We start from the raw sequence: 23,189 nt of genomic DNA, 5'->3' as shown, positions 1-23,189 counted from the left end.
GCGCTGGCGCGGGATTTTCTTGTTTTTTCTTCGTTTCGGGGCGCTTCTGTGACAGAAGGCGGTTCACATTTTCTTGAAGGAGGAGCTTATGGCGACAGGGATCTGGATCAGTCTAACCGCCTATTTCGCGCTGATGCTCGGCATCGGCGTTTATGCATATCGCAAGTCCACCTCGAATTCCGAGGAATACATGCTTGGCGGGCGCAGCCTGCCGCCGGCGGTCGCGGCGCTGTCCGCCGGGGCATCTGACATGAGCGGCTGGCTGCTGCTGGGGCTGCCCGGCGCGCTGTTCGCCACCGGACTGGCGCAGAGTTGGATCGGGATCGGGCTGTTCGTCGGCGCGTTCCTGAACTGGATCATCGTCGCACCGCGGTTGCGCGCGCAGACCGAGCAATATGACAACAGCCTGACGATTCCAGGCTTTCTCGGCGCGCGCTTCCCGAGCCGGGCACGGTTGCTGCGGATCGTCTCGGCCATCGTGATCGTGGTGTTCTTTGCGGTCTACACGGCATCGGGCCTGGTCGGTGGCGGCAAGCTGTTCGTCAGCGCCTTCGACGGCGGCTATATGACCGGCGTGCTGCTGACGCTGGGCATCGTGCTGGTCTATACCGTAATGGGTGGATTCCTGGCGGTGTCTCTGACCGATTTCGTGCAGGGCTGCATCATGATGCTGGCGCTGGTGGTGATGCCGATCGTGATCCTGACCACCGGGCAGGGCGACGGCGTCGGCGCGGCGGCAGAGCGGCTGCGCAGCGAGGTCGATCCGAACTTCCTGTCGCTGACGGCGGGCCTGACCTTCCTTGGCTGGATCTCGGCCGTGGCCTGGGGTCTGGGCTATTTCGGCCAGCCGCATATCATCGTCCGCTTTATGGCCGTGCGCAGCGTCGAGGAAGTTCCTGCTGCCCGTAATATCGGGATGAGCTGGATGGCCGTCTCGCTGATTGGCGCGATAGCCGTGGGCATTTTCGGGCGCGCCTATGCGCAGCGCAACGGTCTGGATATCGCCGATTCCGAGACGATCTTCATCGTGCTGTCGGATCTGCTGTTCCATCCGCTGGTGACCGGCTTCCTGTATGCCGCTCTGCTGGCTGCGATCATGTCCACCGTGTCGAGCCAGCTTCTGGTGGCCTCGTCCTCGCTGACCGAGGATATCTATCACACGCTGTTCAAGCGCGATGCGACGGATGGCGAGCTGGTGACGATCGGTCGGATCGCGGTGCTGGTGGTCGGTCTGGTTGCGGTGCTGATCGCGCGCGACCCGGATTCGCAGGTGCTGGGGCTGGTGTCGAACGCCTGGGCCGGGTTCGGTGCCGCGTTCGGGCCGCTGATCATCCTGTCGCTGACCTGGAAGCGGATGAACGGCATGGGCGCCGTCGCCGGGCTGATCGTGGGAGCGGTCACTGTCGGGCTGTGGATCATGCTGGGGCTGAGCAGCACGCTTTACGAGATCGTGCCGGGCTTCATCGCCGCAACCATCGCGATTGTCGCGGTGAGCCTCGCCACCGCCGATCAGGGCGAATACCGCGAAGCCGAGACCGTCTGAGCCGGTCCGCTTCGTGGGATGAAATGGCGTCCGCTCCAATGACGGGGCGGGCGCTTTTCTTATGGCAGGCGCGGTCCTGCGCGATCCGGCCGTCCGTGGCGCTAATCGCTTCCCAATGCGCAGCTTTTGCTGTAAGCCCCGCCTCATCTGAGACGTGAGGCCCGCGCCCCGGGGCTACGCAGAGGATTCGGGGGCGGCGGCAATGGGGCCGCCATATATCAAGGGGATGACCGGAGGGCCGGCACATCCCGAGAGGAAACCGCATGTTTGATGAAGTGAAGAAATCGATCCAGTGGGGGCAGGAAACGCTTACCCTGGAAACCGGCAAGGTTGCGCGTCAGGCCGACGGCAGCGTCATCGCCACACTGGGCGAAACCAGCGTCATGGCCAACGTCACCTTTGCCAAGGAACCGAAGCCGGGTCAGGACTTTTTCCCGCTGACGGTCCATTATCAGGAGAAATATTATGCCGCCGGTAAAATCCCGGGTGGCTTCTTCAAGCGCGAGGCGCGCCCGACCGAGAAAGAGACGCTGACCGCGCGTCTGATCGACCGTCCCTGCCGCCCGCTGTTCGCGCCGGGCTTCAAGAATGAAGTTCTGGTCATGTGCACCGTGCTGAGCCACGATCTCGTCAACGATCCCGATATCGTCGCCATGATCGCCGCCAGTGCCGCGCTGACCATTTCCGGCGTGCCCTTCATGGGCCCGATTGCCGCCGCGCGCGTCGGCTTTGCCGATGGCGAATACGTGCTGAACCCCGAAGTTCAGGACATGGACCAGCTGCGCAACAACCCGGAACAGCGTCTGGACCTTGTCGTCGCGGGCACCAAGGACGCCGTGATGATGGTCGAATCGGAAGCCTATGAGCTGACCGAGGAAGAAATGCTGGGCGCGGTGAAATTCGGCCATGAGCAGATGCAGCCGGTGATCGACCTGATCATCCAGCTGGCCGAGATTGCCGCGAAAGAGCCCTTCGATTTCCAGTCGCCGGAATATGGCGCGCTGGCCGACCGCGTGAAATCGCTCGGCGAGAGCGGGATGCGCGATGCCTACCAGATCAAGGACAAGAGCGAGCGCCGCGATGCGATCCAGGTGGTCCGCGAGAAAGTCGTCGCAGAGCTGTCCGAGGAAGAGCTGGAAGACCCGAATCTGGGATCGGCCCTGAAGAAGCTGGAATCCGACATTCTGCGCGGTGACATCATCGCCGGCGGTTCGCGGATCGACGGTCGCGACACCAAAACGGTGCGCCCGATCGATTGCGAAGTGGGCTTCCTGCCGCGCACACACGGTTCGGCCCTGTTCACCCGTGGCGAGACGCAGGCCGTCGCCGTCACCACGCTGGGCACCGGCGATGACGAACAGATCATCGACGCGCTGCATGGCAATTTCCGTTCGAACTTCCTGCTGCACTATAACTTCCCGCCCTATTCGGTCGGCGAGGTTGGCCGCGTCGGCTCGCCCGGTCGCCGCGAAATCGGTCACGGCAAGCTGGCATGGCGTGCGTTGCAGGCCGTTCTGCCTGCCGCGACGGATTTCCCCTATACCATCCGCGTCGTGTCCGAGATCACGGAATCGAACGGCTCGTCCTCCATGGCTTCGGTCTGCGGCGGCTCGCTGTCGATGATGGATGCGGGCGTGCCGCTGAAAGCGCCTGTCGCGGGTGTGGCCATGGGTCTGATCCTGCAGGATGACGGCAAATATGCCGTTCTGACCGATATTCTGGGCGACGAGGATCACCTCGGCGATATGGACTTCAAGGTCGCGGGCACCGAAAGCGGCATCACCTCGCTGCAGATGGACATCAAGGTCGCGGGCATTACCCCGGCGATCATGGAACAGGCTCTGTCGCAGGCGAAAGACGGCCGGATGCACATCCTCGCCGAAATGGGCAAGGCCCTGTCCGAAGGCCGCCGCGAGTTCTCCGAACACGCGCCGCGCATCGAGACAATGCAGATCCCGACCGACAAGATCCGCGAAGTGATCGGCTCGGGCGGCAAGGTCATCCGCGAAATCGTCGAGGTTTCGGGTGCCAAGGTCGACATCAACGACGATGGCGTGATCAAGATCGCCTCGGCCAATGGTGAATCGATCAAGAAAGCCTATGAGATGATCCATTCGATCGTCGCCGAACCCGAAGAGGGCCAGATCTACACCGGCAAGGTGGTGAAGCTGGTCGATTTCGGTGCTTTCGTGAACTTCTTCGGCAAGCGCGACGGGCTGGTCCATGTCAGCCAGATCGCCAATAAGCGTCTGGGCCATCCCTCGGATGTGCTGAAGGAAGGCCAGGAAGTGAAGGTCAAGCTGCTGGGCTTCGACGACCGTGGCAAGGTGCGCCTCGGCATGAAGATGGTCGATCAGGAGACCGGCGAGGAAATCACCGAGAAGCGCGAAGAAACCGCCGAGTGATCGGGGTTACCGAGTAAGATCGCAGGCCGGTCCGGGGATGCCCGGGCCGGCTTTTTTTGTCCGTTGGACGATCAGTTGCGGCGCTGCAATCGCCGGTTTCGCCTCGCCCTTTTCCACGACTTCAGCTTCTTGCGCAGGGTTTCGATCCGGCCGCTCGGCGGAGTAAGATATTTGCGAAGGGCGGGATTGGCTTCCACCTCGATTGCGTCAGCGAAGAGCTGGTCAAAGCCGGACAGCGAAGAGACCGCCTTTTCACGGATCAGCGCTGCCTGCCGCCGTGCCTCGGGTGAGAGGCAGCGGGACAAGGCGTCTGACAGTTCTTCCGCGCTGATCTGATCGGCGGCAAAGACTTCAGGCCAACCCAGAATCCTGGCCTGCCGCGTCACTTTGTCCCCACCTGCCACCGGGTCGATGGCGATGACCGGCACAGCGTTCTTCAGTGCCAGCACCATTCCGTGGAGACGCGTCGTCAGCATGACATCAAGCCTGCTGCAGATCGCCTCGAACTCGGCACCGCTCGACAGTCCGAAGCGGTTGGTCTCTGCGGGGACCGAGGTATCCATCTCGATAAAGGCAGCGCCTGAACTGGCGATAAGGCGGCGCAGCTTTTCAGCCGCCAGATCGCCGCGGCGACGGTCGCCATATTCACGCTGAGCACTGGCGAGGCACAGGCCAACCACCGGCACGCGCTTGGTGTCTTCCCGAAAGCTGAGGTCAGCTCGGACAATCCGATCGCTGTCGCGTTCCAGAAGAACTTCGAAAGGGTTGAACTGGGCGGTGTTTGCAACCATCGTCAGGTTGACGCCAATATGAACGCAATGCTGGAACCGACCGAAAATTGCGTCGTGCTGAATGGCCATCTCGGGGGTAAACGGTCCGCAAATGACGATCAGATGCGTGTAGCGCTGCGGGTCAAGCGTGTGTTTGTCCAGCCATGACTCGTCAACGGCGAGGCGAGCATCGGTGTATGGCGACACATCATAGCTGATGCCCATGGCTTCCAGCTTGCGCTGGATCTGATGAAGAACCTCGACATCCCCGACGGTGGAAAAATGCCCGACCAGCAGCGCATGGCGGTTCGGGACGGTGGACGCGATCTTTTGGGTTTCTGTCACATCGGGTTCCTGCTTGCGCGATTCGAGACGAGGATAAGTCTTGGGGCGTCAGATCGGCATGAGTTCGGGATACTGTTCACCAAAGCGCCGTAGAGCGCGGCGGTAAATCAGCGTTGCGCGACCGCGGGAGGACAACAAGCCGGCCCGAGCATCGCGCCAGGGCTTTTCGGGGCCGTGATAATGCAGAATTTCGGTATTCCCCGGCATTGCCCCTTCGGCGCGAGCGCCGCATCGGCTGAGATGTTTGCGATGCTTGCCAAGTCTGCCCCAAGAGGCATTCCAGACCGGATCGAGCTGGACCAGCTTCTCATGAAAAAGAGCGTTGAGGTGGTCCTGATCTCCGTGGCTTCGCGCCGAAGCCTCTGCCACGTCACAGACGCGCTTGAGCAGCTCTGGCTCCGCTCGAATGGCGTCGCAGTTGAAGAGCATCACACCGGCATTAAAATAATCGCTTGGCGGGGTCGGGTGCATGAACGCCCCGATCTCTGACAGCCGGGTTGCGCGGGCCTGGGTCAGCCCTTTGCGGTCGGCAAGCCAATGGGTGACCGTGTAATCACGGACAACGCCAGCATAGGCGTCGCCAATATCCAGCTCGAACAGGCGGGCGACATTGCCGGTCACAAGCGTATCACCGTCGATATAAAGGACGTATCCGTCGATGAGACTGGGAATGAAAAGCCTGCCCATGGTGGCGGCAGAAATATAGTCCTGCGGGCCATATGCACCCTCAAGATAGCCGCTGCTGATATCCTTGCAGATCAGATCGAGCTGAGGGTTCTTGCTAACGACCCTTCTGACGGTCGCCCAGTCGTCTTCTTGCAGACCATTTCCCCAGAAATGCAGCTCGGCAGGTCCGCTGAGATTTTCCTGCAAGCTCCACGCAGAAACCAGCGTCGGGCCCAGAAACCCCCGGTCCGTGACGTAGGCGATCTTGACCGGGCGCTGCATCTTCAATTCGCATCCATTGGCATCGTGGCGCTGCGGAGTGAGGATCTACCGATGTCGCGCTCGACCGGCACCACAGTTGTGAAAGGGAACGGGCCACGCGCTGGCGGGCGCGGCCCGTCAAGCGGGCTCAGCCGTGCTTCGGGTCCTTCGCAAAGCGCAGATAGGGCAGCTTCTTGTCCAGCTTGCCGTATTTTTCCTCGGCGGCGGCATCGTCCAGCGCGCTGGCGACGATCACGTCCTGGCCGGGTACCCAGTTCGCCGGAGTGGCCAGCGGCTGGCCATCGGTTTCCTGCACGGCGTCGAGCGCGCGGATGATTTCGGCGAAGTTGCGGCCCACCGACATCGGATAGGTCATGGTCAGCCGGACCTTCTTGTCGGGGCCGATGATGAACACGGTGCGCACAGTGGCCGAATGCTGCGGCGTGCGGCCCTCGGTCGGGAGATAGTGATCCGCCGGCAGCATGTCATAAGCCTTGGCGACGTTCAGATCCATGTCGTCGATCATGGCGAAATCGGCGGGAACGCCGGCGACCTTTTCGATATCGGCCTTCCATTTGCCGTGATCTTCGACCGAATCGACCGAGACGCCGAGCACCTTGGTATTCCGCTTCTCGAATTCGGGCACGAGTTGCGCGACGGCACCGAACTCGGTGGTGCAAACCGGGGTGAAGTCGCGGGGATGGGAAAACATCACGACATAGTCGTCGCCCGCCCAGTCGTGGAAGCTGATCTCGCCCTCGGTGGAATTTGCGGTGAAATCCGGGGCGGTGTCATTGATGCGCAAGGTCATCGGAGATCCTTTCGGTTTGTCTTGTGGGCAACATAAGCGGTAAGGGCGAAGTTCCAAGGCTTATTCGGTTCGGCAAGTTGCTCGGCGGTGCTAACATAACGTGGCCCGAAGCCAGGAGGAGTCCATCCGAGAGCGGAGGCTGGCGATGTGTCGCACGGCGCGGGTCAGGTGTGACGACTCGGCTTGCGTGGCCCGGCGCCAGATGCGACCATTCGGTCAACGAATGGAGGACTCATCGATGAGCGATATTCTCGACAAGCGGCAATTCTATATCGACGGCAAATGGGTGGACCCCAAGGCGGCGAATGATCTGGAGGTGATCGACCCTTCGACCGAGGAACCGGTGGCGGTGATCTCGCTTGGCGGGCAGGCGGATACGGATGCGGCGGTGGCCGCGGCCAAGCGCGCTTTCCCGGACTGGTCCGCAACCAGCCCCGAGGATCGGCTCGGCTATGCAGAAAAAATCCTGGACGTTTATCAGAAGCGCGCTGACGATATGGCCTGGGCAATCACCCACGAGATGGGCGCACCGGCGGATATGTCGGCGGAATCGCAGGTGATGGCGGGTGTCGGCCACACCAAGAACTTCATCCGCGCGTTCAGGGATTTCGAGTTCGTGCGGCCTCTGGGACCGCATGCGCCGACCACGATGATCTCGTGGGAGCCGGTGGGCGTGGTCGGGCTGATCACGCCGTGGAACTGGCCGATGAACCAGGTCACGCTGAAGGTGATCCCGGCGCTTCTGGCGGGGAATACGATAGTGCTGAAACCGTCCGAGATCGCGCCGCTCTCTTCGATGCTGTTCACCGAAATCATGGACGAAGCCGGGGTGCCGGCGGGTGTGTTCAACATGGTCAACGGCGATGGCGAGGGCGTGGGCAGCCAGCTTTCGGTGCATCCGGATGTGGACATGATCAGCTTCACCGGCTCGACGCGCGCCGGGATCGCGATCACCAAAGCCGCCGCCGACAGCATGAAGAAGGTCGCTCTGGAACTGGGCGGCAAGGGTGCCAACGTGATCTTTGCCGATGCCGACGACAAGGCGGTGGTGCGCGGGGCGCGGCATTGCTTCAACAACTCAGGCCAAAGCTGCAACGCGCCGACGCGGATGCTGGTGCAGCGCGAGATCTATGATCAGGCGGTAGAGACCGCGAAAGAGGTGGCCGAAAAGACTAGGGTCGCCAGCGGTCACGACAGCGGCCGTCATATCGGGCCGGTGGTGTCGAAGAAACAGTGGGACCAGATCCAGGGGCTGATCGAGAAGGGGATCGAGGAAGGCGCGCGGCTGGTCGCGGGCGGTCCGGGCCTGCCCGAGGGCGTCAATCGCGGCTATTTCGTGCGGCCCACCGTCTTTGCCGATGTGACCAACGACATGACCATCGCCCAGCAGGAGATCTTTGGCCCGGTTCTGTCGATCATTCCCTTCGAGAACGAGGAAGACGCCGTCCGCATCGCCAATGACACCGAATACGGGCTGACCAACTATGTCCAGACGCAGGACGGCGCCAAGCGCAACCGCATGGCGCGCAAGCTGCGCTCTGGCATGGTCGAGATGAATGGCGAGAGCCGCGGTCCCGGCGCGTTCTTCGGCGGTGTCGGCCGTTCGGGGCGCGCCCGAGAAGGCGGCATCTGGGGGATCGAGGAATTCATGGATTCCAAGGCGATCAGCGGCTGGGATCCCGAAGCCTGAGCCCCTGACCCGCTGTGACGACATGGCCCGCGCCGCATTGCCGGGGCGGGTCTTTTCGTTGCCGGGATCAGCCCCAGCCGACCTCGGCGAGGAAGATATACCCCGCGCCGTAAATCGTCTTGATGAGCTGGGGATTCCTCGGATCCTCACCCAGCTTGCTGCGCAGCCGCGAGATGCGCACATCCATCGCCCTGTCGAAGCTTTCGCCGCCCGCGCCGCCGAGTGTCTCCAGCATCTGCCCGCGTGAGATCAGACGCCTTGGATTGTCCAGAAACATGCGCAGCATCTCGGCCTCGGCATGGCTGATCGGGGTTTCGTGATCCTCGGGCGAGACCAGCACATAGCGGTCGAAATCCGCCCGCCAGCCGGCGAAGCGGGCGAGGCTGCGCTGGCCCGGCGATGGCTGCGCATTGGGGCGGCGCAGCCGGGCGCGCAGCCGGGCGACGAGTTCGGCCGGTTCGAAGGGTTTGATGATATAATCATCCGCGCCAAGTTCGAGCCCGGTAATACGGTCCTGCACCTGTGCGCGGCCCGAGACGATGATGATTGCCGCGCCGGATTCGGTCGCCAGCCGGTGCACGAGGGCCAGCCCGTCGCGATCCGGCAGGCCGAGATCGACCAGGCAGGCATCGGGGGTGATGCGGCGCAGCGCGGCCTCGAACTCGGTGGCGCGGGCAAATCCCATGGTGCGAAACCCGGCGGCTTCGAGCGTGTCGGACATCACGCGGCGGATCTCGGGTTCATCTTCGAGAATGGCGATGAGCGGCGGCTCAGTCATGGATCACCTGCTGAAGCGTTTCGGTCAAGGTCGCCGCGTCGAAGGGTTTCGACAGGACAGGGCAGGGCGCCGCGTCACGCAGCCCGTCCCCCTGCGGCAGCGCGGTCATCAGGATCAGCGGCGGGCCGTCTGCGCTGGCGAGATCCGATCCCAGCCCGTCGCCCAGTTGCAGATCCGACAGGATCACCGTCAGGCCGGGCAGGTCGGTGAGGCCCCGCGCCTCGGCCAGCGAGGCGGATTCGATGACCGAATGCCCCAACCGGATCAGCATTTCGCGCAGCATCTCGCGCAGGCTGTCGTCATCCTCGACGAGCAGGATCATCTGCGGGCGGACCGGGCGCAGCGGCAGGCGCAGCCGGACCTTCGCGCCGGGACGGTCGCTGCGATTGCCGACATGGAGCGTGCCCCCGGCGAGCTTGGCCTGATCGAAGACCATCGCCAGACCGAGGCCCGAGCCTTGGCCCGGCTTGGTCGAAAAGAACGGCTCGGTCGCCCGCGCCAGCGCCTCGGCGGTGAAGCCGGGCCCGGTATCGGTAAGTTCGAGTTCCAGCCAGGGCGGCGCGGCGCGCGCGCTCAGCGTGATGTCGCCGCCCGGCGGGCCGAGCGCGTCGCGGGCGTTGAGGATCAGGTTGAGCAGCGAATCCTGAAGATGGCCTGGATCGAGCAGCAGCGGTTCGTCGGGCAGGTCGGATTCGAGATGCAGCGTGACACTGTCGCCCAGCGTGGGTCGGGCAAGTGCGCAGAGATCGCGCAGCAGGGCCGCGAGCCTGACCGGCTCGCGTGCGGTGCCGCGCGGAGCAGCGATCTGGCCGATCCGTTCCAGCAACTGCACCCCGCGCCTTGTCGCGGCCAGCGTGGCCTGCACATCGGCCTTCGCGGCCTCGGGTAGCGCGCCGCGGGCCAGCCGGTCCTGAAGCCCGAGGATCACGGTCAGCAGATTGCCGAAATCATGGGCCAGGCCGGAGGTGATTTTGGCGGCGAGCTCGCGCCGCGAGGCATGGGTCAGCGCCTCACGCACCTCGACCTCGGCGGTCACATCGGTGGAGAGGATATAGACACCATTGCCGCTCCGGTCCGGGGTCAGGGCGATGCGGATACGGCGCCCCGATTCGGCATGGGTGATTTCAAAGACCTGATGCCGCCCGGCAAGTGCGCGCTCCATATGGGGTTCCACTTCGGCATAGGTGCGCGGTCCCAGCAACTCAGCGACGGTCATGCCGAGAATATCGGTCCGCGTGCCGGGAAAAACCTGTGGCAATTGCCGGTTCGAGAAGACATAGCGCTGATCCCGGTCGATATGGGCGATATGGGCCGGGATCATCTCGGTCACCTGCCGGGTGCGCGCCTGTGTCTCGGTTACGACGCGCGTGGCTTCCTGAAGCGCGGTGATGGTGGAAGCGAGTTCGCGGTTCGCGGCGGCGAGACGTTCGGCATTCTCCAGCACCTGCCCCGACAATTCCTCCGATCGGGCGCGCAACAGCGTTTCCTGCTGCTTGGCCTCGGTGATGTCGGTATACACCGCGACCCAGCCCCCCTGGCTGAGCGGCGCCCCCTCGACCGAGATCCAGCGCCCGTTCGGCCGCAGGCGCTCGAGATAATGCGGCTGGAAGGTGCGGGCCTGGTCGACGCGCAGCCGCACGGCCTCGTCAGGGTCTTCGTCCGGGCCGTATTCGCCGCGCAGGGCGAGAAAGCGCACCGTATCCTCGAAGAACGTGCCCGGACGGGTGAGCGCGTCGGGAAAGTCGAACATCGCCTGATATTGCCGGTTGGCCACCGCAAGGCGCAGATCCGAATCGAAAATCGACAGCGCCTGACCGATCAGGTTCAGCCCCGATTGCATCAGCTCGGCGCGTGAATTCTCGACAATCATTTCGTCCTCCCTCCGGGTCGTTAGCATGTTCCGACCGTCACCGGGAAGCGCGTTAGAATTCGTTAGGATCGGGTAAAACTCCGGTAAGAGTTGCCGTAGAGTTTCTCCGTATTGCCAACGGGGCGGAGGAGCCGCGGCGGCGATCAACCGGCCAATCAGCCAATCTGGCCGGACAGGGAGGAGACATGGCGACACTTGCCGCGCCCGCCGATGCGGGTCTGCAATCCATACCCGCCTTGCTGGCGCGGAACGCCAAGACGCTGGCCAACCGTCCCGCCTACCGGGAAAAGGAATTCGGCATCTGGCAGAGCTGGACCTGGCACGAGGCCGCCGAGGAAATCCGCGCCTTGGCGCTGGGGATGCTCGTTCTGGGGCTGAAGCCGGGCGACCATGTCGCGGTGATCGGGCGCAACCGGCCGGCGCATTACTGGTCGATGATCGCCGCGCAAATGTGCGGTGCGATCCCTGTGCCTCTGTATCAGGATGCGGTCGCCGAAGAGATGGCCTATGTGCTGGGCCATTGCGGCGCGCGTTTCGTCGTTTGCGGCGATCAGGAACAGGTCGACAAGGTGCTGGAGGTGCAGGGCATGCCCGACGCGCCACGTAATGTCGAACAGATCATCTATACCGACAAGCGTGGCATGCGGAAATACGACCACAGCCAGATGAACGCGCTGTCCGACGTGCAGGATGAGGGGCGGGCCGCCGCGACCCGGCTGGGCGCGGAACTCGACCGGCTGATTGCGGGGCTGGATTACGACAGCACCTGCGTGATGCTGTATACCTCGGGCACAACCGGCAAGCCCAAGGGCGTCGTCCTGTCCAACCGCAATATCATCGAGACCGCGAAGAACACCTCGGAATTCGACGGGCTGAACCATCGCGACGAGGTTCTGGCCTATCTGCCGATGGCCTGGGTGGGCGATTTCATCTTTTCGATGGGGCAGGCGATGTGGACGGGCTTCACCGTGAATTGCCCGGAAAGCGCCGCCACCATGATGACCGATCTGCGCGAGATCGGGCCGACCTATTTCTTCGCGCCGCCGCGGGTTTTCGAGGGGCAGCTGACCAACGTAATGATCCGCATGGAAGATGCGGGGCGGATCAAGAAATGGCTGTTCCACCGTTACATGAAGGTCGCCAACCGCGTCGGTCCGAAGCTGCTGGACGGCAAATCCGTGGGCTTTGGCGACCGGGTGGCATACGGGCTTGGCAACATCCTCGTCTATGGCCCGCTGAAGAATACGCTGGGCTATAGCCGTATCCGCGTCGGCTATACCGCCGGCGAAGCCATCGGCCCGGAAATCTTCGATTTCTACCGCTCGCTCGGGATCAATCTCAAACAGCTCTATGGCCAGACCGAAGCGTCTGTGTTCATCACCCAGCAGCCCGACGGCGAGGTGCGTTCCGACACGGTCGGGGTGCCCTCGCCAGGGGTTGAGGTGAAGATTGCCGAGAGTGGCGAGGTCTATTATCGCAGCCCCGGCACCTTCGTGGAATATTACCAGAACGCAGAAAGCACCGCGTCGACGAAGGATGCGCAGGGCTGGGTGGCCACCGGCGACGCCGGTTTCATCGAGGACGCCAGCGGGCATCTGCGCATCATCGACCGCGCCAAGGATGTCGGAAAAATGGCCGATGGCAGCATGTTCGCGCCCAAATACGTCGAGAACAAGCTGAAATTCTATCCGAACATCCTCGAAGCCGTGGTGATCGGCAATGGCCGCGAGGAATGCACCGCGATGATCAATATCGATCTGAACGCGGTCGGCAACTGGGCCGAGCGGAACAATATCGCCTATGCCTCCTATCAGGAACTGGCCGGTCATCCGCAGGTCTATGCCACCATCAAGGAGCATGTAGAGGCGGTGAACGCCTCGGTCGCCGAGGATGAGATGCTGGCCGGCTGCCAGATCCATCGCTTCCTTGTGCTGCACAAGGAGCTGGACCCCGATGATGGCGAGATGACCCGGACCCGCAAGGTCCGCCGCGCCGTCATCAACGAAAAATTCGCCGAGCTGGTAACCGCGCTCTATGACGGCTCGGACAGCGTCTATACCGAGACCGAAGTCACCTATGAGGACGGTCGCAAGGGCAAGATCAAGGCGACGCTGAAGATCGAAGAGGTGCAGACCTTCGGCACGGCACAGCAGAAAGTGGCGGCGGAATGACTCAGTTGCAGACCGATATTCCCGATCAGGGCTATACCACCGCGGATGGACGCCAGATCGGCGGCGTGCTGATGGATCTGCGTAATATCACGCTGCGTTTCGGCGGGGTCGAGGCGATCAAGGATATCAGCTTCGACGTGCGCGGCGGCGAGATCCGCGCGATCATCGGGCCGAACGGCGCCGGGAAATCCTCGATGCTGAACGTGATCTCGGGCTTCTACATCCCGCAAGAGGGCGAAGTCTGGTTTAAGGGTTATAAGCGCGGACCGATGAAACCCTATGAGGTGGCGCGTCTGGGCATCGCCCGCACCTTCCAGAACATTGCGCTGTTCGACGGCATGACGGTGCTGGACAACATCATGACCGGCCGGCTGAACAAGACGAAAAGCGGTTTCCTATCGCAGGCGCTGTGGTGGGGCCCGGCCGAGCGGGAAGAGATCGAAAACCGTGAGCAGGTCGAAAGGATCATCGATTTTCTCGAGATCCAGAATATCCGCAAGACGCCGGTCGGACGTCTGCCCTATGGGCTGAAGAAGCGGGTCGAACTGGCCCGGGCGCTTGCCGCCGAGCCGCAGATCCTGCTGCTCGACGAACCGATGGCGGGCATGAATGTCGAGGAAAAAGAGGACATGTCGCGTTTCGTTCTCGACGTGAACGATGAATTCGGCACCACCATTGTGCTGATCGAGCATGACATGGGCGTGGTGATGGATCTCTCCGACAGGGTCGTGGTCATGGATTACGGTCGCAAGATCGGCGACGGCACCCCGGATGAGGTGCGCAACAATCAGGAAGTGATCGACGCCTATCTGGGGGTCTCCCATGACTGATATTTCCCGAAGCCACCTGACAGGAGCCTTCTGATGGACCAGCTCATCTTCTCTGCCGAGGTGCTCCTGAACGGTCTGATGACCGGGGTGATGTATTCGCTGGTCGCGCTCGGCTTTGTGCTGATTTTCAAGGCGTCGGGCGTATTCAACTACGCGCAGGGCGTGCTGGCGCTGTTCGCGGCGCTGACGCTGGTCGGCATCATGGAAGGGCAGGTGCCCTTCCGCCACCTGATCAACGCCGCCTTCGGCACTCATCTGGAGAATTTCGGCTGGACCGTCGGACCCGTCATGGCGATCCTGCTGACCGCCGGGGTGATGGTGATCCTCGCCATCGCGATCGAAAAGCTGGTGCTGCAACATCTTGTCGGGCAGGAGCCCATCATCCTGTTCATGGCGACCATCGGGCTGGCCTATTTCCTCGAAGGTCTGGGCGACGTGATGTGGGGCGCCGACATCAAGACGCTGGATGTCGGGCTGCCGCAGGGGATTTCCGACAGTATCGAGCAGACGACCGCCAATTGGTTCGGATACGGGTTCTTCATCGACCGGCTGGATATATGGGCCACGATCATCGCGGCACTACTGGTCGCCGCCCTCGTCGCCTTTTCGCAATATACCAAGCAGGGCCGGGCAATGCGCGCCGTGGCGGATGATCACCAGGCAGCGCTGTCGGTCGGTATAAGCCTGCAATTCATCTGGATCATGGTCTGGTCCATCGCCGGTTTCGTCGCGCTTGTCGCCGGCATCATGTGGGGCACCAAGTCCGGCGTGCAGTTCTCGCTGAGCCTCATCGCGCTGAAGGCGCTGCCGGTGCTGATGCTGGGCGGCTTCACCTCGATCCCCGGCGCGATTGTCGGCGGGCTGATCATCGGGGTGGGCGAGAAGCTCTTCGAATTCTGGGTCGGCCCGCTGGTCGGTGGCGCGACCGAGAACTGGTTCGCCTATGTTCTGGCGCTGATCTTCCTCGTCTTCCGCCCGCAGGGGCTGTTCGGCGAGCGCATCATCGAGAGGGTGTGACGATGACGGTTGCCATGCCTCCGGCGGGGATATTGGGATCAGGGCGAACCCCGCTCGCCGCTTTCACCCTGACGCAAATATCCTCCGGGGGTCCGGGGGTGGAAAACCCCCGCTTCGGCGGCAGCAATCCGGAGGACCGGCATGTTCTATCGTGAGGCGGGCGACTTCAAGACGAGCTATCAGGATGATGGCCAGACCTTCCCGATCAAGCTGGACCGATTTTCCTATTACGTGATTCTCGGCCTCGCGGCGATGGTGGTGCCGTTCGTCATCAACGATTACTGGGCCAGCGCGGTGCTGCTGCCCTTCCTGATCTATGCGATTGCAGCGATCGGGCTAAATATCCTGACCGGCTATGCCGGGCAAGTGAGCCTCGGCACGGGCGGCTTCATGGCCGTGGGGGCCTATTCGGTCTATAAGCTGATGACGTCCTTCCCGGATGTCAGCATCCTGCTTCATATTCTTCTGGCTGGCGGCATTACGGCCTTGGTCGGCATCGCATTCGGCCTGCCGAGCCTGCGGATCAAGGGCTTCTATCTCGCCGTGGCGACGCTGGCGGCGCAGTTCTTCCTTGTCTGGCTGTTCAACAAGGTGCCGTGGTTCTATAACTATTCGGCTTCGGGCCAGATCACTGCGCCCGAGCGCAGCGTGCTGGGCTGGGCGGTGACCGGCCCGGCGGCGAGCCCGGCGGCGAAATATCTGGTCTGCCTGCTGTTCGTCTTCCTCGCCGCATGGGTGGCGCGTAACCTGACCCGCGGCATGATCGGGCGGAAATGGATGGCGATCCGTGACATGGATATCGCCGCCGAGATCATCGGGGTGAATCCGCTGACGGCGAAGCTTTCGGCCTTCGGGGTCAGCTCGTTCTTCGTGGGCATCGCCGGTGCACTGCTATTCGCCGTCTATCTTGGCGCGGCGGAGGTGGGAGAGGCGTTCGGCATCAATAAAAGCTTCCTGGTGCTGTTCATGGTCATCATCGGGGGGCTGGGTTCCATCTTCGGCAGCTTCGCGGGTGCTGCCTTCATGGTGCTGATGCCGGTTGTGCTGAAGAACATTCTCGTCGGCACGCTGGGCTGGCCGACCGACCTTGCCGCCCATATCGAGCTGATGATCGTGGGCGCGCTGATCATTTTCTTCCTGATTGTCGAGCCGCATGGCCTGGCCCGGCTCTGGCAGCTTGTGAAGGAAAAACTGCGGCTGTGGCCGTTCCCGCATTAACAACCAGAACCGGGGCAGCCGGCGCAATCAACCTCTGGGAGGAGAAAGACGATGAAAACCAAACTTGTGGCTCTGACGGCGGGGGCGATGATGGCCGCCGCACCGGCGATGGCCGATCTGGTGGTCCCGAACCTGTCCTATCGCACCGGCGCCTATGGCGCGGGCGGCACGCAATACGCGGACGGGTTCAACGATTATTTCACCCTGCTCAATGAACGCGATGGCGGCATCGGCGGCGAGATGATCCAGGTCCCGGAATGCGAGACGGCCTATAACACCGAGAAGGGCGTGGAATGCTATGAATCGCTCAAGGCGGAGGGGCTGGTCTTCAACCCGCTTTCGACCGGGATCACCTATCAGCTGATCCCCAAGGTCTCGGTGGATGAGCGGGTGTTATACACGCCCGGCTATGGCCGCACCTCGGCCAAGAACGGCCAGATCTTCGATTGGGTGTTCAACGCGCCGGCGAATTACTGGGACGGGGCCTCGGTCGCGATCAAGTATCTGCTGGACGAAAATGGCGGCGATCTGAGCGGCAAGAAGATCGCGCTCGTCTATCACAACTCCGCCTATGGCAAAGAGCCGATCCGCACCCTGACCGATCTTGGCGAAAAGCACGGCTTCGAGCTGATCGAAGTGCCGGTCGAGGCGCCCGGGCAGGAGCAGAAATCGCAATGGCTGCAAATCCGCCGCGATCAGCCGGATTACGTGCTGATGTGGGGCTGGGGCGTGATGAACCAGGTCGCGGTTCAGGAAGCCGCCAATATCCGCTTCCCGATGGAGAATTTCATCGGCATCTGGTGGACCGGCTCGGAAATCGACGTAGAGCCTGCGGGCGATGGGTCCGACGGTTACAAGGCGCTGACCTTTAACGGGGTGGGTACGGACTATCCGCTTTACGAAGATCTCCAGACCCATGTGATCGAGCCGGGGCTGGCCAGCCAGGGCGGCGAGCATGTCGGTTCGGCGGTGTATTCGCGCGGCATGTATGCGGCGGTGGTCATCGCCGAGGCGATCCGAAACGCGCAGGAGATCGCGGGCACTTCTGCCATTGACGCGACGCAGCTGCGTGAGGGTTTCGAGACGCTGAACATGACCGATGAGCGGCTGGCAGAGATCGGTCTGCCCGATTTCGGCCCGGCTTTCGAGCTGAGCTGTTCCAACCATGGCGGCAATGGCAAGGCGCGCATCCAGCAATGGGACGCCAGCGCGCAGCAATGGAACCTCATCACCGACTTCATCGAGCCGGATAACGAGATCCTGCAGCCGCTGATCGAAGCCGACTCGACCGCCTATGCGGAAGAGAACGGCATTACGCCGAAGGATTGCTGAGCATCCTCCCGTCCCGGCGGCGATCCTGTCGCCGGGACATTTCAAGACCGGGGACCGATCATGCTGGACGCCACGCAGACTCAGGAAAAGCTTCTCGAAGTGAACAATATCGAGGTGATCTATAATCACGTGATCCTCGTGCTGAAGGGGGTCAGCCTGTCGGTGCCGAAAGGCAGCATCACCGCGCTTCTCGGCGGCAACGGGGCCGGAAAGACCACCACGTTGAAGGCGATTTCCAACCTGCTGGCCAGCGAGCGCGGCGAGGTCACCAAGGGCAGCATCATCTATCGCGGCGAGCGTGTGGCCGATCAGAACCCGGCGGCGCTGGTGAAGAAAGGTGTGATCCAGGTGATGGAGGGCCGCCACTGCTTCGAGCATCTGACGGTCGAAGAAAACCTGCTGACCGGCGCCTATACCCGCAGCGACGGTGCGGCGATCAAGCAGGACCTCGAAATGGTCTATGAGTACTTCCCCCGCCTGCGCGAGCGTCGTAAGTCTCAGGCCGGCTATACTTCGGGCGGCGAGCAGCAGATGGTGGCGATGGGCCGCGCGCTGATGTCGCGCCCCGAGACGATCCTGCTGGATGAACCGTCAATGGGCCTCGCGCCGCAGCTGGTCGAACAGATCTTCGATATCGTCAAGGCGGTGAACGAGGGCGAGGGTGTGACCTTCCTGCTGGCCGAACAGAACACCAATGTCGCCCTGCGTTTCGCGCATTACGGATATATCCTCGAAAACGGCCGGGTGGTGATGGATGGCGAGGCGAAGGCGCTGCGCGAGAATCCGGATGTGAAGGAATTCTATCTCGGCATGTCGGATGAGGGCCGCAAGAGCTTCCGCGACGTGCGGTCATATCGTCGCCGCAAGCGTTGGCTGTCCTGAAGCTGCGCGGGCAGACTGGGGGCGGGAACTGAAACGGAAAGGGTGGAGCGATGGCCGGATTTTATGACGAGCTGGAAACCCGTGACGCCGAAGAGCGGGCGGATTGGCTGGAAACGGCGCTGCCCGCCGCGATCGGCCGGGCCAAGACGGCACCGGCTCTGGCCCGGTTGCTGCGCGATGTCGAGCCAGAGGAGATCCGGAACCGCGAGGCGCTGGCGTCGCTGCCGGTGATCCGCAAATCCGAGCTGACGGAGGCGCAAGCCAAGAACCCGCCTTTCGGAGGCTTCGCGACACGGCTTGCTTCGGAATTCGATCATATCTTCCAGTCGCCCGGCCCGATCTATGAACCAGGTCGGCGCGAGGGTGACTGGTGGCGGCTCGGTCGGTTTCTTCACGCCTGCGGGGTCGGGCGGGGCGATATTGTGCAGAACTGCTTCGGCTATCACCTGACGCCCGCGGGAATGATGTTCGAATCCGGCGCCCGCGCGGTCGATGCGGCGGTGCTGCCCGCCGGGACCGGGCAGACCGATCTTCAGGTTCGTGCTGCCGTCGATGCGGGCTCGACTGTCTATGCCGGCACGCCGGATTTTCTGCGCATCATCCTCGACCGTGCCGATGAGCTGGGCGAGACGCTTTCGATCACCCGCGCGGCGGTGGGCGGCGGTGCGCTGTTCCCCTCGCTTCGCCGCGATTACGCCGAGCGTGGCATCCAGACGCTGCAATGCTATGCAACGGCGGATCTGGGCAATATCGCCTATGAATCCGAGGCGATGGACGGGATGATCGTCGATGAGGGCGTGATCGTCGAAATCGTGCGTCCCGGCACCGGCGATCCGGTGGCCGAGGGCGAGGTGGGCGAGGTGGTGGTCACAACGCTGAACCCCGATTATCCGCTGGTGCGCTTTGCGACCGGCGATCTCTCGGCGGTGCTGCCGGGCGGCTCACCCTGCGGGCGGACGAATATGCGCATCAAGGGCTGGCTGGGCCGGGCCGATCAGACGACCAAGATCAAGGGCATGTTCGTGCGCCCCGAGCAGGTCGCCTCGCTGGTGGCGCGCCACCCCGAGATCACCCGGGCGCGCGTCATCGCCGATCGCGAGGGCGAGATGGACAGCATGACCGTTCAGATCGAGAGCCCACGCTCTGCCGATGCCGAATATGCGGGTTCGGTGATCGAGACGCTGAAAATGAAGGGCAGAGTGGAAATCGTCGCGCCGAACAGCTTGCCCAATGACGGTCTGGTGATCGAGGATCGGCGCCGCTACGATTGAGGGAAGCTGAAAATCTTAGACTCACCTGGCCCTGTCCGGGTGCTTCCTGCGGCACCCCGTCTGTTCAGTTTCAGTACGGGTGCGCTCGCCGAAATGCCGTTCCTGCAAAGAAAAAAGGCGCCGGAACCATGTTCCGACGCCCGGAGAGATCCATGACCGGATCAGCGCAGAAATACGTCGCCCCTCAGCTGACTGGCTTGCCGCGATAGGTTTTAGTGCCGACCCGGACCTCGATATTTCCATCCGCGATACTGCGTTCGAAAACACCCTGAACCGAGATATGGCTGCCGATTGTGATGGTGCGAATCATAAAGGCTCCTGCGCTACAGTCGCGACTATCGCCAGAAATGATTGCGAAAAGGTTAACGCGGCGACGCCGAGGCTGTCACAGCCAGGATTGCAGGATGGGGATCAGCGGCAAATCCGCCGGCGGCATCTCATAGCTGCGAAGCTCGCCAGCCCTTGCCCAGGCCAGACGCTGCCCCTCCAGAGGTTGCGGCACGCCCTGCCATTTCCGGCAGGCGAACAGCGGCATCAGCAGGTGAAAATCATCATATGCGTGGCTCGCGAAGGTCAGCGGCGCGAGGCACGAGGCGTGTGTATCAACCGCCAGCTCTTCCTTCAACTCGCGGATCAGCGCGGCCTCCGGTGTCTCGCCGGGTTCGACCTTCCCGCCGGGAAATTCCCACAGACCGGCCATGGATTTCCCCTTTGGGCGCTGCGCCAGCAACACCCGCCCATCCTTGTCGATCAGCGCCACGGCGGCGACCAGCACCATCTTCATGCGTTCGGCTTCATCCTGATGAAAATATCCTGCGGGGTGCGGGGGCGCACAGCCCCCGCTGCGGCGTCACGACCTGTAATCGGCATTGATGTCGATGTAGCGATGGGTGAGATCGCAGGTCCAGACCGTGCGCGACCCCTCGCCGATGCCCAGATCCACCCCCAGAACCAGGCGGTCATTCTTCATATAGGCGCTCGCCTCGGCCTCGTCATAGCCCGGTGCACGCCAGCCATTCTCGGCCACCACCATGTCACCGAAGCGGATCGTCAGCCGGTCGCGGTCGGCCTCTGCGCCGGATTTGCCCACGGCCATCACCACGCGGCCCCAATTTGCGTCCTCGCCCGCAATCGCGGTCTTCACCAGCGGCGAGTTGGCAATGGCCATGGCAACCTGATGGGCGTCAGCGCGGCTTTTAGCGCCCGTCACCTGCACCTCGACGAATTTCGAGGCGCCCTCGCCGTCCATCACCACCTGCTGCGCCAGATCCAACATCACGGCACCGAGCGCATCGGCAAAGCGCCGCGCCTCTTTCGAGCGCAGATCGGTGATTTCATCGCTGTCCGACTGCCCGGTGGCGGCGAGGAGGAGCGCGTCGGATGTCGAGGTGTCGCTGTCGACGGTGATCGCATTGAAGCTCTCATCGACTTGCCTGGATAGGATCTTCTGGAGATTTTCTGCCGAGATCTTCGCGTCGGTGAAAATATAGACGAGCATCGTCGCCATATCCGGCGCGACCATGCCTGAACCCTTCGCGATCCCGGCGATGCGGATCTGGCCGCGCCCGGCGTCGAGGATCATCCCCGCGCCTTTCGGAAAGGTGTCGGTGGTCATGATCGCCCGCGCGGCGTCTTCGGCGCCGTCCGGATCCAGCCTGCCGCGCACCTCATCCAGCACGGCTGCGATGCGCTCCCACGGCAATGGCTCCCCGATGACACCGGTCGAAGAGGAAAACACCCGGCTGGCCGGCATCGACAGTTTCTCGGCCACTGCACCGGTCAGCCGGTCCACCGCCTCGCGGCCCGCCTTGCCGGTAAAGGCGTTGGCATTGCCGGAATTCACGATGATGGCCGCGCCATGCGAAGTATCTGCGGGCGCGGCGAGCTTTTCTTGACAGTCCAGAACGCAGGCGGCCCGAGTCGATGAACGGGTGAACACGGCTGCGACGGATGTGCCTGGCGCCAGCCGGGCCAGCATCACGTCAGTGCGGCCTTTGTATTTCACCCCCGCCGCAGCGGAGGCGAATTCGACGCCGGGAATGACCGGCAGATCGGGAAAGTTGTCAGGCGCAAGGGGCGAGACTGGCGGCGCAGAGCTTGAAGGCATCGCCGCCCGGGCCAGCTTTGCCGCCTTGCGGGTCAGCTTTTGGGCTTTGGACGGTTTGCCCTTCTTCGCTTTTTTCTTATCAGCGCCGGCCTTTTTCTCGCCCTTTGCCATCACTCCACTCCGAGAATGTTCTGCTCCAGCAGGGCCGGGTCCAGATCTTCGCTACGCTCGACCGTGGCTTCCGACGTCACCTTCTCGACCTCGGATTCGAGCCGCTCGCGACGGACCTGTTCGACAAGCTGGGGGCGAATCTCTTCGAGCGCCGGCGGCTCCATCACCCGGGTCTCGTTCAACTTGATGATATGCCAGCCGAATTGCGATTGCACCGGTTCGCTGGACGTGCTGCCCGGCTCCATCCCTTCGACGGCGGTGCTGAATTCGGGGACCATGCGGTCCAGCGTGAACCAGCCCAGATCGCCACCGTTCTGCGCCGAACCGGTGTCAGTCGAACGTTCGGCCGCCAGCTCGGCGAAATCGGCGCCGCCTTCGAGTTCTTCGATGATGGCGTTGGCGGCCTCTTCGGTTTCGACGAGAATGTGATCCGCGTCATATTCGTTGATCGGATCATCCTCGGGGAAGGCTTCGGCATAGGCCGCCTGGATTTCGTCATCGGACGGCTCGAAATCGACGATCTGAGCCATCGCGGCGCGGGTCAGATAGTCGCGCCGCAGGTTGACCAGGGCCGCCTGGTCGAGCGGCGTCTGATCGCTTTCCCCAAGCTGCGCCAGCGCGGCCTGGCGGATCATCTCGTCCAGCATGGCGTCCCATAGCTCTTCCGCTGGCATCTGTGCCATCTCGGGCGGCATGCGCAGCTGCATGGCCGCCATCTGGCCAAGCGTGATGTCTTCGCCGTTGACGGTGGCAACGACCGTGGCGGGGTCGGCATTGGCAGCGGGCGCTTCCGATTGTGCGACGCCATCCTGCGCGGCGCTGTCCGCGCTGTCCGCGTCGGCACTGCTATCTGCACTGTCCGCAGCCTCGTCTTCGCCCCCAGTCTCGGCGGTGGCCGGTCCGCTTTCCGTCGCGGCCCCGCTATCGGCAGGCGCTTCGCTGGCTTCGGTGGCGGTGGTCTCGGTCGAGTCGGTCTCAGTGTCCTGCGCCAGGGCAGGCGCGGCAGAGAGCGCGGCGATCAGCGCGGCGGTAGAGGCGGTAAGCTTGAACATGAAGTCTCCCTTGGAATGAGGCCCGCGCACGCAATGGTGCGGGGAGCAAGCGTTGACAC

General features: G+C 62.9%; 19 protein-coding genes. 10 read left to right on the top strand and 9 right to left on the bottom strand.

Annotation, left to right across the window (positions count from 1 at the left end; all coding sequences use genetic code 11):
- The first annotated feature begins 88 nt into the window (after positions 1 to 88).
- Positions 89 to 1,543: a sodium/proline symporter PutP gene (gene putP, locus PAF18_RS11100; protein WP_271115783.1), complete on the top strand. Its 1,455-nt coding sequence runs from the start codon at positions 89 to 91 to the stop codon at positions 1,541 to 1,543.
- Positions 1,544 to 1,806: 263 nt separating this feature from the next.
- Positions 1,807 to 3,948 (top strand): polyribonucleotide nucleotidyltransferase, encoded by a 2,142-nt coding sequence (gene pnp, locus PAF18_RS11095; protein WP_271115782.1) that lies wholly within the window; start codon positions 1,807 to 1,809, stop codon positions 3,946 to 3,948.
- A 71-nt stretch (positions 3,949 to 4,019) separates the two neighbouring features.
- Here pnp and PAF18_RS11090 read toward each other — a convergent pair whose 3' ends face one another.
- The 3 genes from PAF18_RS11090 to PAF18_RS11080 form a co-directional block, all read right to left on the bottom strand.
- Entirely contained in the window at positions 4,020 to 5,063 is a 1,044-nt protein-coding gene (locus PAF18_RS11090; RefSeq protein ID WP_271115781.1) for a polysaccharide pyruvyl transferase family protein, read from the bottom strand.
- A 48-nt stretch (positions 5,064 to 5,111) separates the two neighbouring features.
- Positions 5,112 to 6,011: a glycosyltransferase family 8 protein gene (locus PAF18_RS11085; protein ID WP_271115780.1), complete on the bottom strand. Its 900-nt coding sequence runs from the start codon at positions 6,009 to 6,011 to the stop codon at positions 5,112 to 5,114.
- 127 nt (positions 6,012 to 6,138) lie between these two features.
- Positions 6,139 to 6,801 (bottom strand): peroxiredoxin, encoded by a 663-nt coding sequence (locus tag PAF18_RS11080; RefSeq protein WP_271115779.1) that lies wholly within the window; start codon positions 6,799 to 6,801, stop codon positions 6,139 to 6,141.
- Positions 6,802 to 7,048: 247 nt separating this feature from the next.
- On the opposite strand from PAF18_RS11080, the gene PAF18_RS11075 reads away from it, so the two are divergent.
- Positions 7,049 to 8,491 carry an aldehyde dehydrogenase family protein gene (locus PAF18_RS11075; RefSeq protein WP_271118115.1) on the top strand — a complete coding sequence of 481 codons (1,443 nt, stop codon included), beginning with the start codon at positions 7,049 to 7,051 and terminating at the stop codon, positions 8,489 to 8,491.
- 67 nt (positions 8,492 to 8,558) lie between these two features.
- Here the strand turns inward: PAF18_RS11075 and PAF18_RS11070 are convergent, their stop codons facing one another.
- Together PAF18_RS11070 and PAF18_RS11065 are read right to left on the bottom strand one after the other, a co-directional pair.
- Entirely contained in the window at positions 8,559 to 9,269 is a 711-nt protein-coding gene (locus tag PAF18_RS11070) for a response regulator transcription factor (protein WP_271115778.1), read from the bottom strand.
- Positions 9,262 to 11,139 (bottom strand): PAS-domain containing protein, encoded by a 1,878-nt coding sequence (locus tag PAF18_RS11065; RefSeq protein ID WP_271115777.1) that lies wholly within the window; start codon positions 11,137 to 11,139, stop codon positions 9,262 to 9,264. Before PAF18_RS11065 ends, PAF18_RS11070 begins: the two co-directional genes overlap by 8 nt.
- A gap of 185 nt (positions 11,140 to 11,324) precedes the next feature.
- Here PAF18_RS11065 and PAF18_RS11060 point away from each other — a divergent pair, with 185 nt between their 5' ends.
- The 7 genes from PAF18_RS11060 (at position 11,325) to PAF18_RS11030 (ending at position 19,860) form a co-directional block, all read left to right on the top strand.
- Positions 11,325 to 13,310, top strand: coding sequence for an AMP-binding protein (locus PAF18_RS11060; RefSeq protein ID WP_271115776.1), 1,986 nt, complete (start codon positions 11,325 to 11,327; stop codon positions 13,308 to 13,310).
- A complete protein-coding gene (locus tag PAF18_RS11055) occupies positions 13,307 to 14,140 on the top strand; it encodes an ABC transporter ATP-binding protein (protein ID WP_271115775.1) in 834 nt (277 codons plus the stop codon). The genes PAF18_RS11060 and PAF18_RS11055 overlap by 4 nt, the downstream gene beginning before the upstream one ends.
- Positions 14,141 to 14,170: 30 nt before the next feature.
- Complete coding sequence (locus tag PAF18_RS11050) at positions 14,171 to 15,157, top strand: branched-chain amino acid ABC transporter permease (RefSeq protein WP_271118114.1); 987 nt, start codon at positions 14,171 to 14,173, stop codon at positions 15,155 to 15,157.
- Between the two features lie 141 nt (positions 15,158 to 15,298).
- Positions 15,299 to 16,375: a branched-chain amino acid ABC transporter permease gene (locus PAF18_RS11045; RefSeq protein WP_271115774.1), complete on the top strand. Its 1,077-nt coding sequence runs from the start codon at positions 15,299 to 15,301 to the stop codon at positions 16,373 to 16,375.
- A 51-nt stretch (positions 16,376 to 16,426) separates the two neighbouring features.
- A complete protein-coding gene (locus tag PAF18_RS11040) occupies positions 16,427 to 17,707 on the top strand; it encodes an ABC transporter substrate-binding protein (protein ID WP_271115773.1) in 1,281 nt (426 codons plus the stop codon).
- Positions 17,708 to 17,767: 60 nt separating this feature from the next.
- A complete protein-coding gene (locus tag PAF18_RS11035; protein WP_271115772.1) occupies positions 17,768 to 18,589 on the top strand; it encodes an ABC transporter ATP-binding protein in 822 nt (273 codons plus the stop codon).
- 50 nt (positions 18,590 to 18,639) lie between these two features.
- Positions 18,640 to 19,860, top strand: coding sequence for a phenylacetate--CoA ligase family protein (locus PAF18_RS11030; protein ID WP_271115771.1), 1,221 nt, complete (start codon positions 18,640 to 18,642; stop codon positions 19,858 to 19,860).
- A 184-nt stretch (positions 19,861 to 20,044) separates the two neighbouring features.
- Here PAF18_RS11030 and PAF18_RS11025 read toward each other — a convergent pair whose 3' ends face one another.
- From PAF18_RS11025 to PAF18_RS11010, 4 genes are all read right to left on the bottom strand, one after another.
- Entirely contained in the window at positions 20,045 to 20,170 is a 126-nt protein-coding gene (locus tag PAF18_RS11025; RefSeq protein WP_271115770.1) for a hypothetical protein, read from the bottom strand.
- A gap of 75 nt (positions 20,171 to 20,245) precedes the next feature.
- Positions 20,246 to 20,644, bottom strand: a complete 399-nt coding sequence (locus tag PAF18_RS11020) for a (deoxy)nucleoside triphosphate pyrophosphohydrolase (protein ID WP_271115769.1) — start codon at positions 20,642 to 20,644, stop codon at positions 20,246 to 20,248.
- Between the two features lie 66 nt (positions 20,645 to 20,710).
- Entirely contained in the window at positions 20,711 to 22,078 is a 1,368-nt protein-coding gene (gene argJ / locus PAF18_RS11015; protein ID WP_434802218.1) for a bifunctional glutamate N-acetyltransferase/amino-acid acetyltransferase ArgJ, read from the bottom strand.
- On the bottom strand, positions 22,078 to 23,130 hold the full coding sequence (locus PAF18_RS11010; protein ID WP_271115768.1) for a peptidylprolyl isomerase: 1,053 nt from the start codon (positions 23,128 to 23,130) through the stop codon (positions 22,078 to 22,080). The genes argJ and PAF18_RS11010 overlap by 1 nt, the downstream gene beginning before the upstream one ends.
- Between the last annotated feature and the right edge of the window lie 59 nt (positions 23,131 to 23,189).

Origin of the sequence: Paracoccus sediminicola (assembly GCF_027912835.1) — a bacterium.
GTDB lineage: Bacteria > Pseudomonadota > Alphaproteobacteria > Rhodobacterales > Rhodobacteraceae > Paracoccus > Paracoccus sediminicola.
The sequence above is the reverse complement of the archived record's forward strand: the minus strand, read 5'-3'. Positions and strand labels throughout refer to the sequence as shown.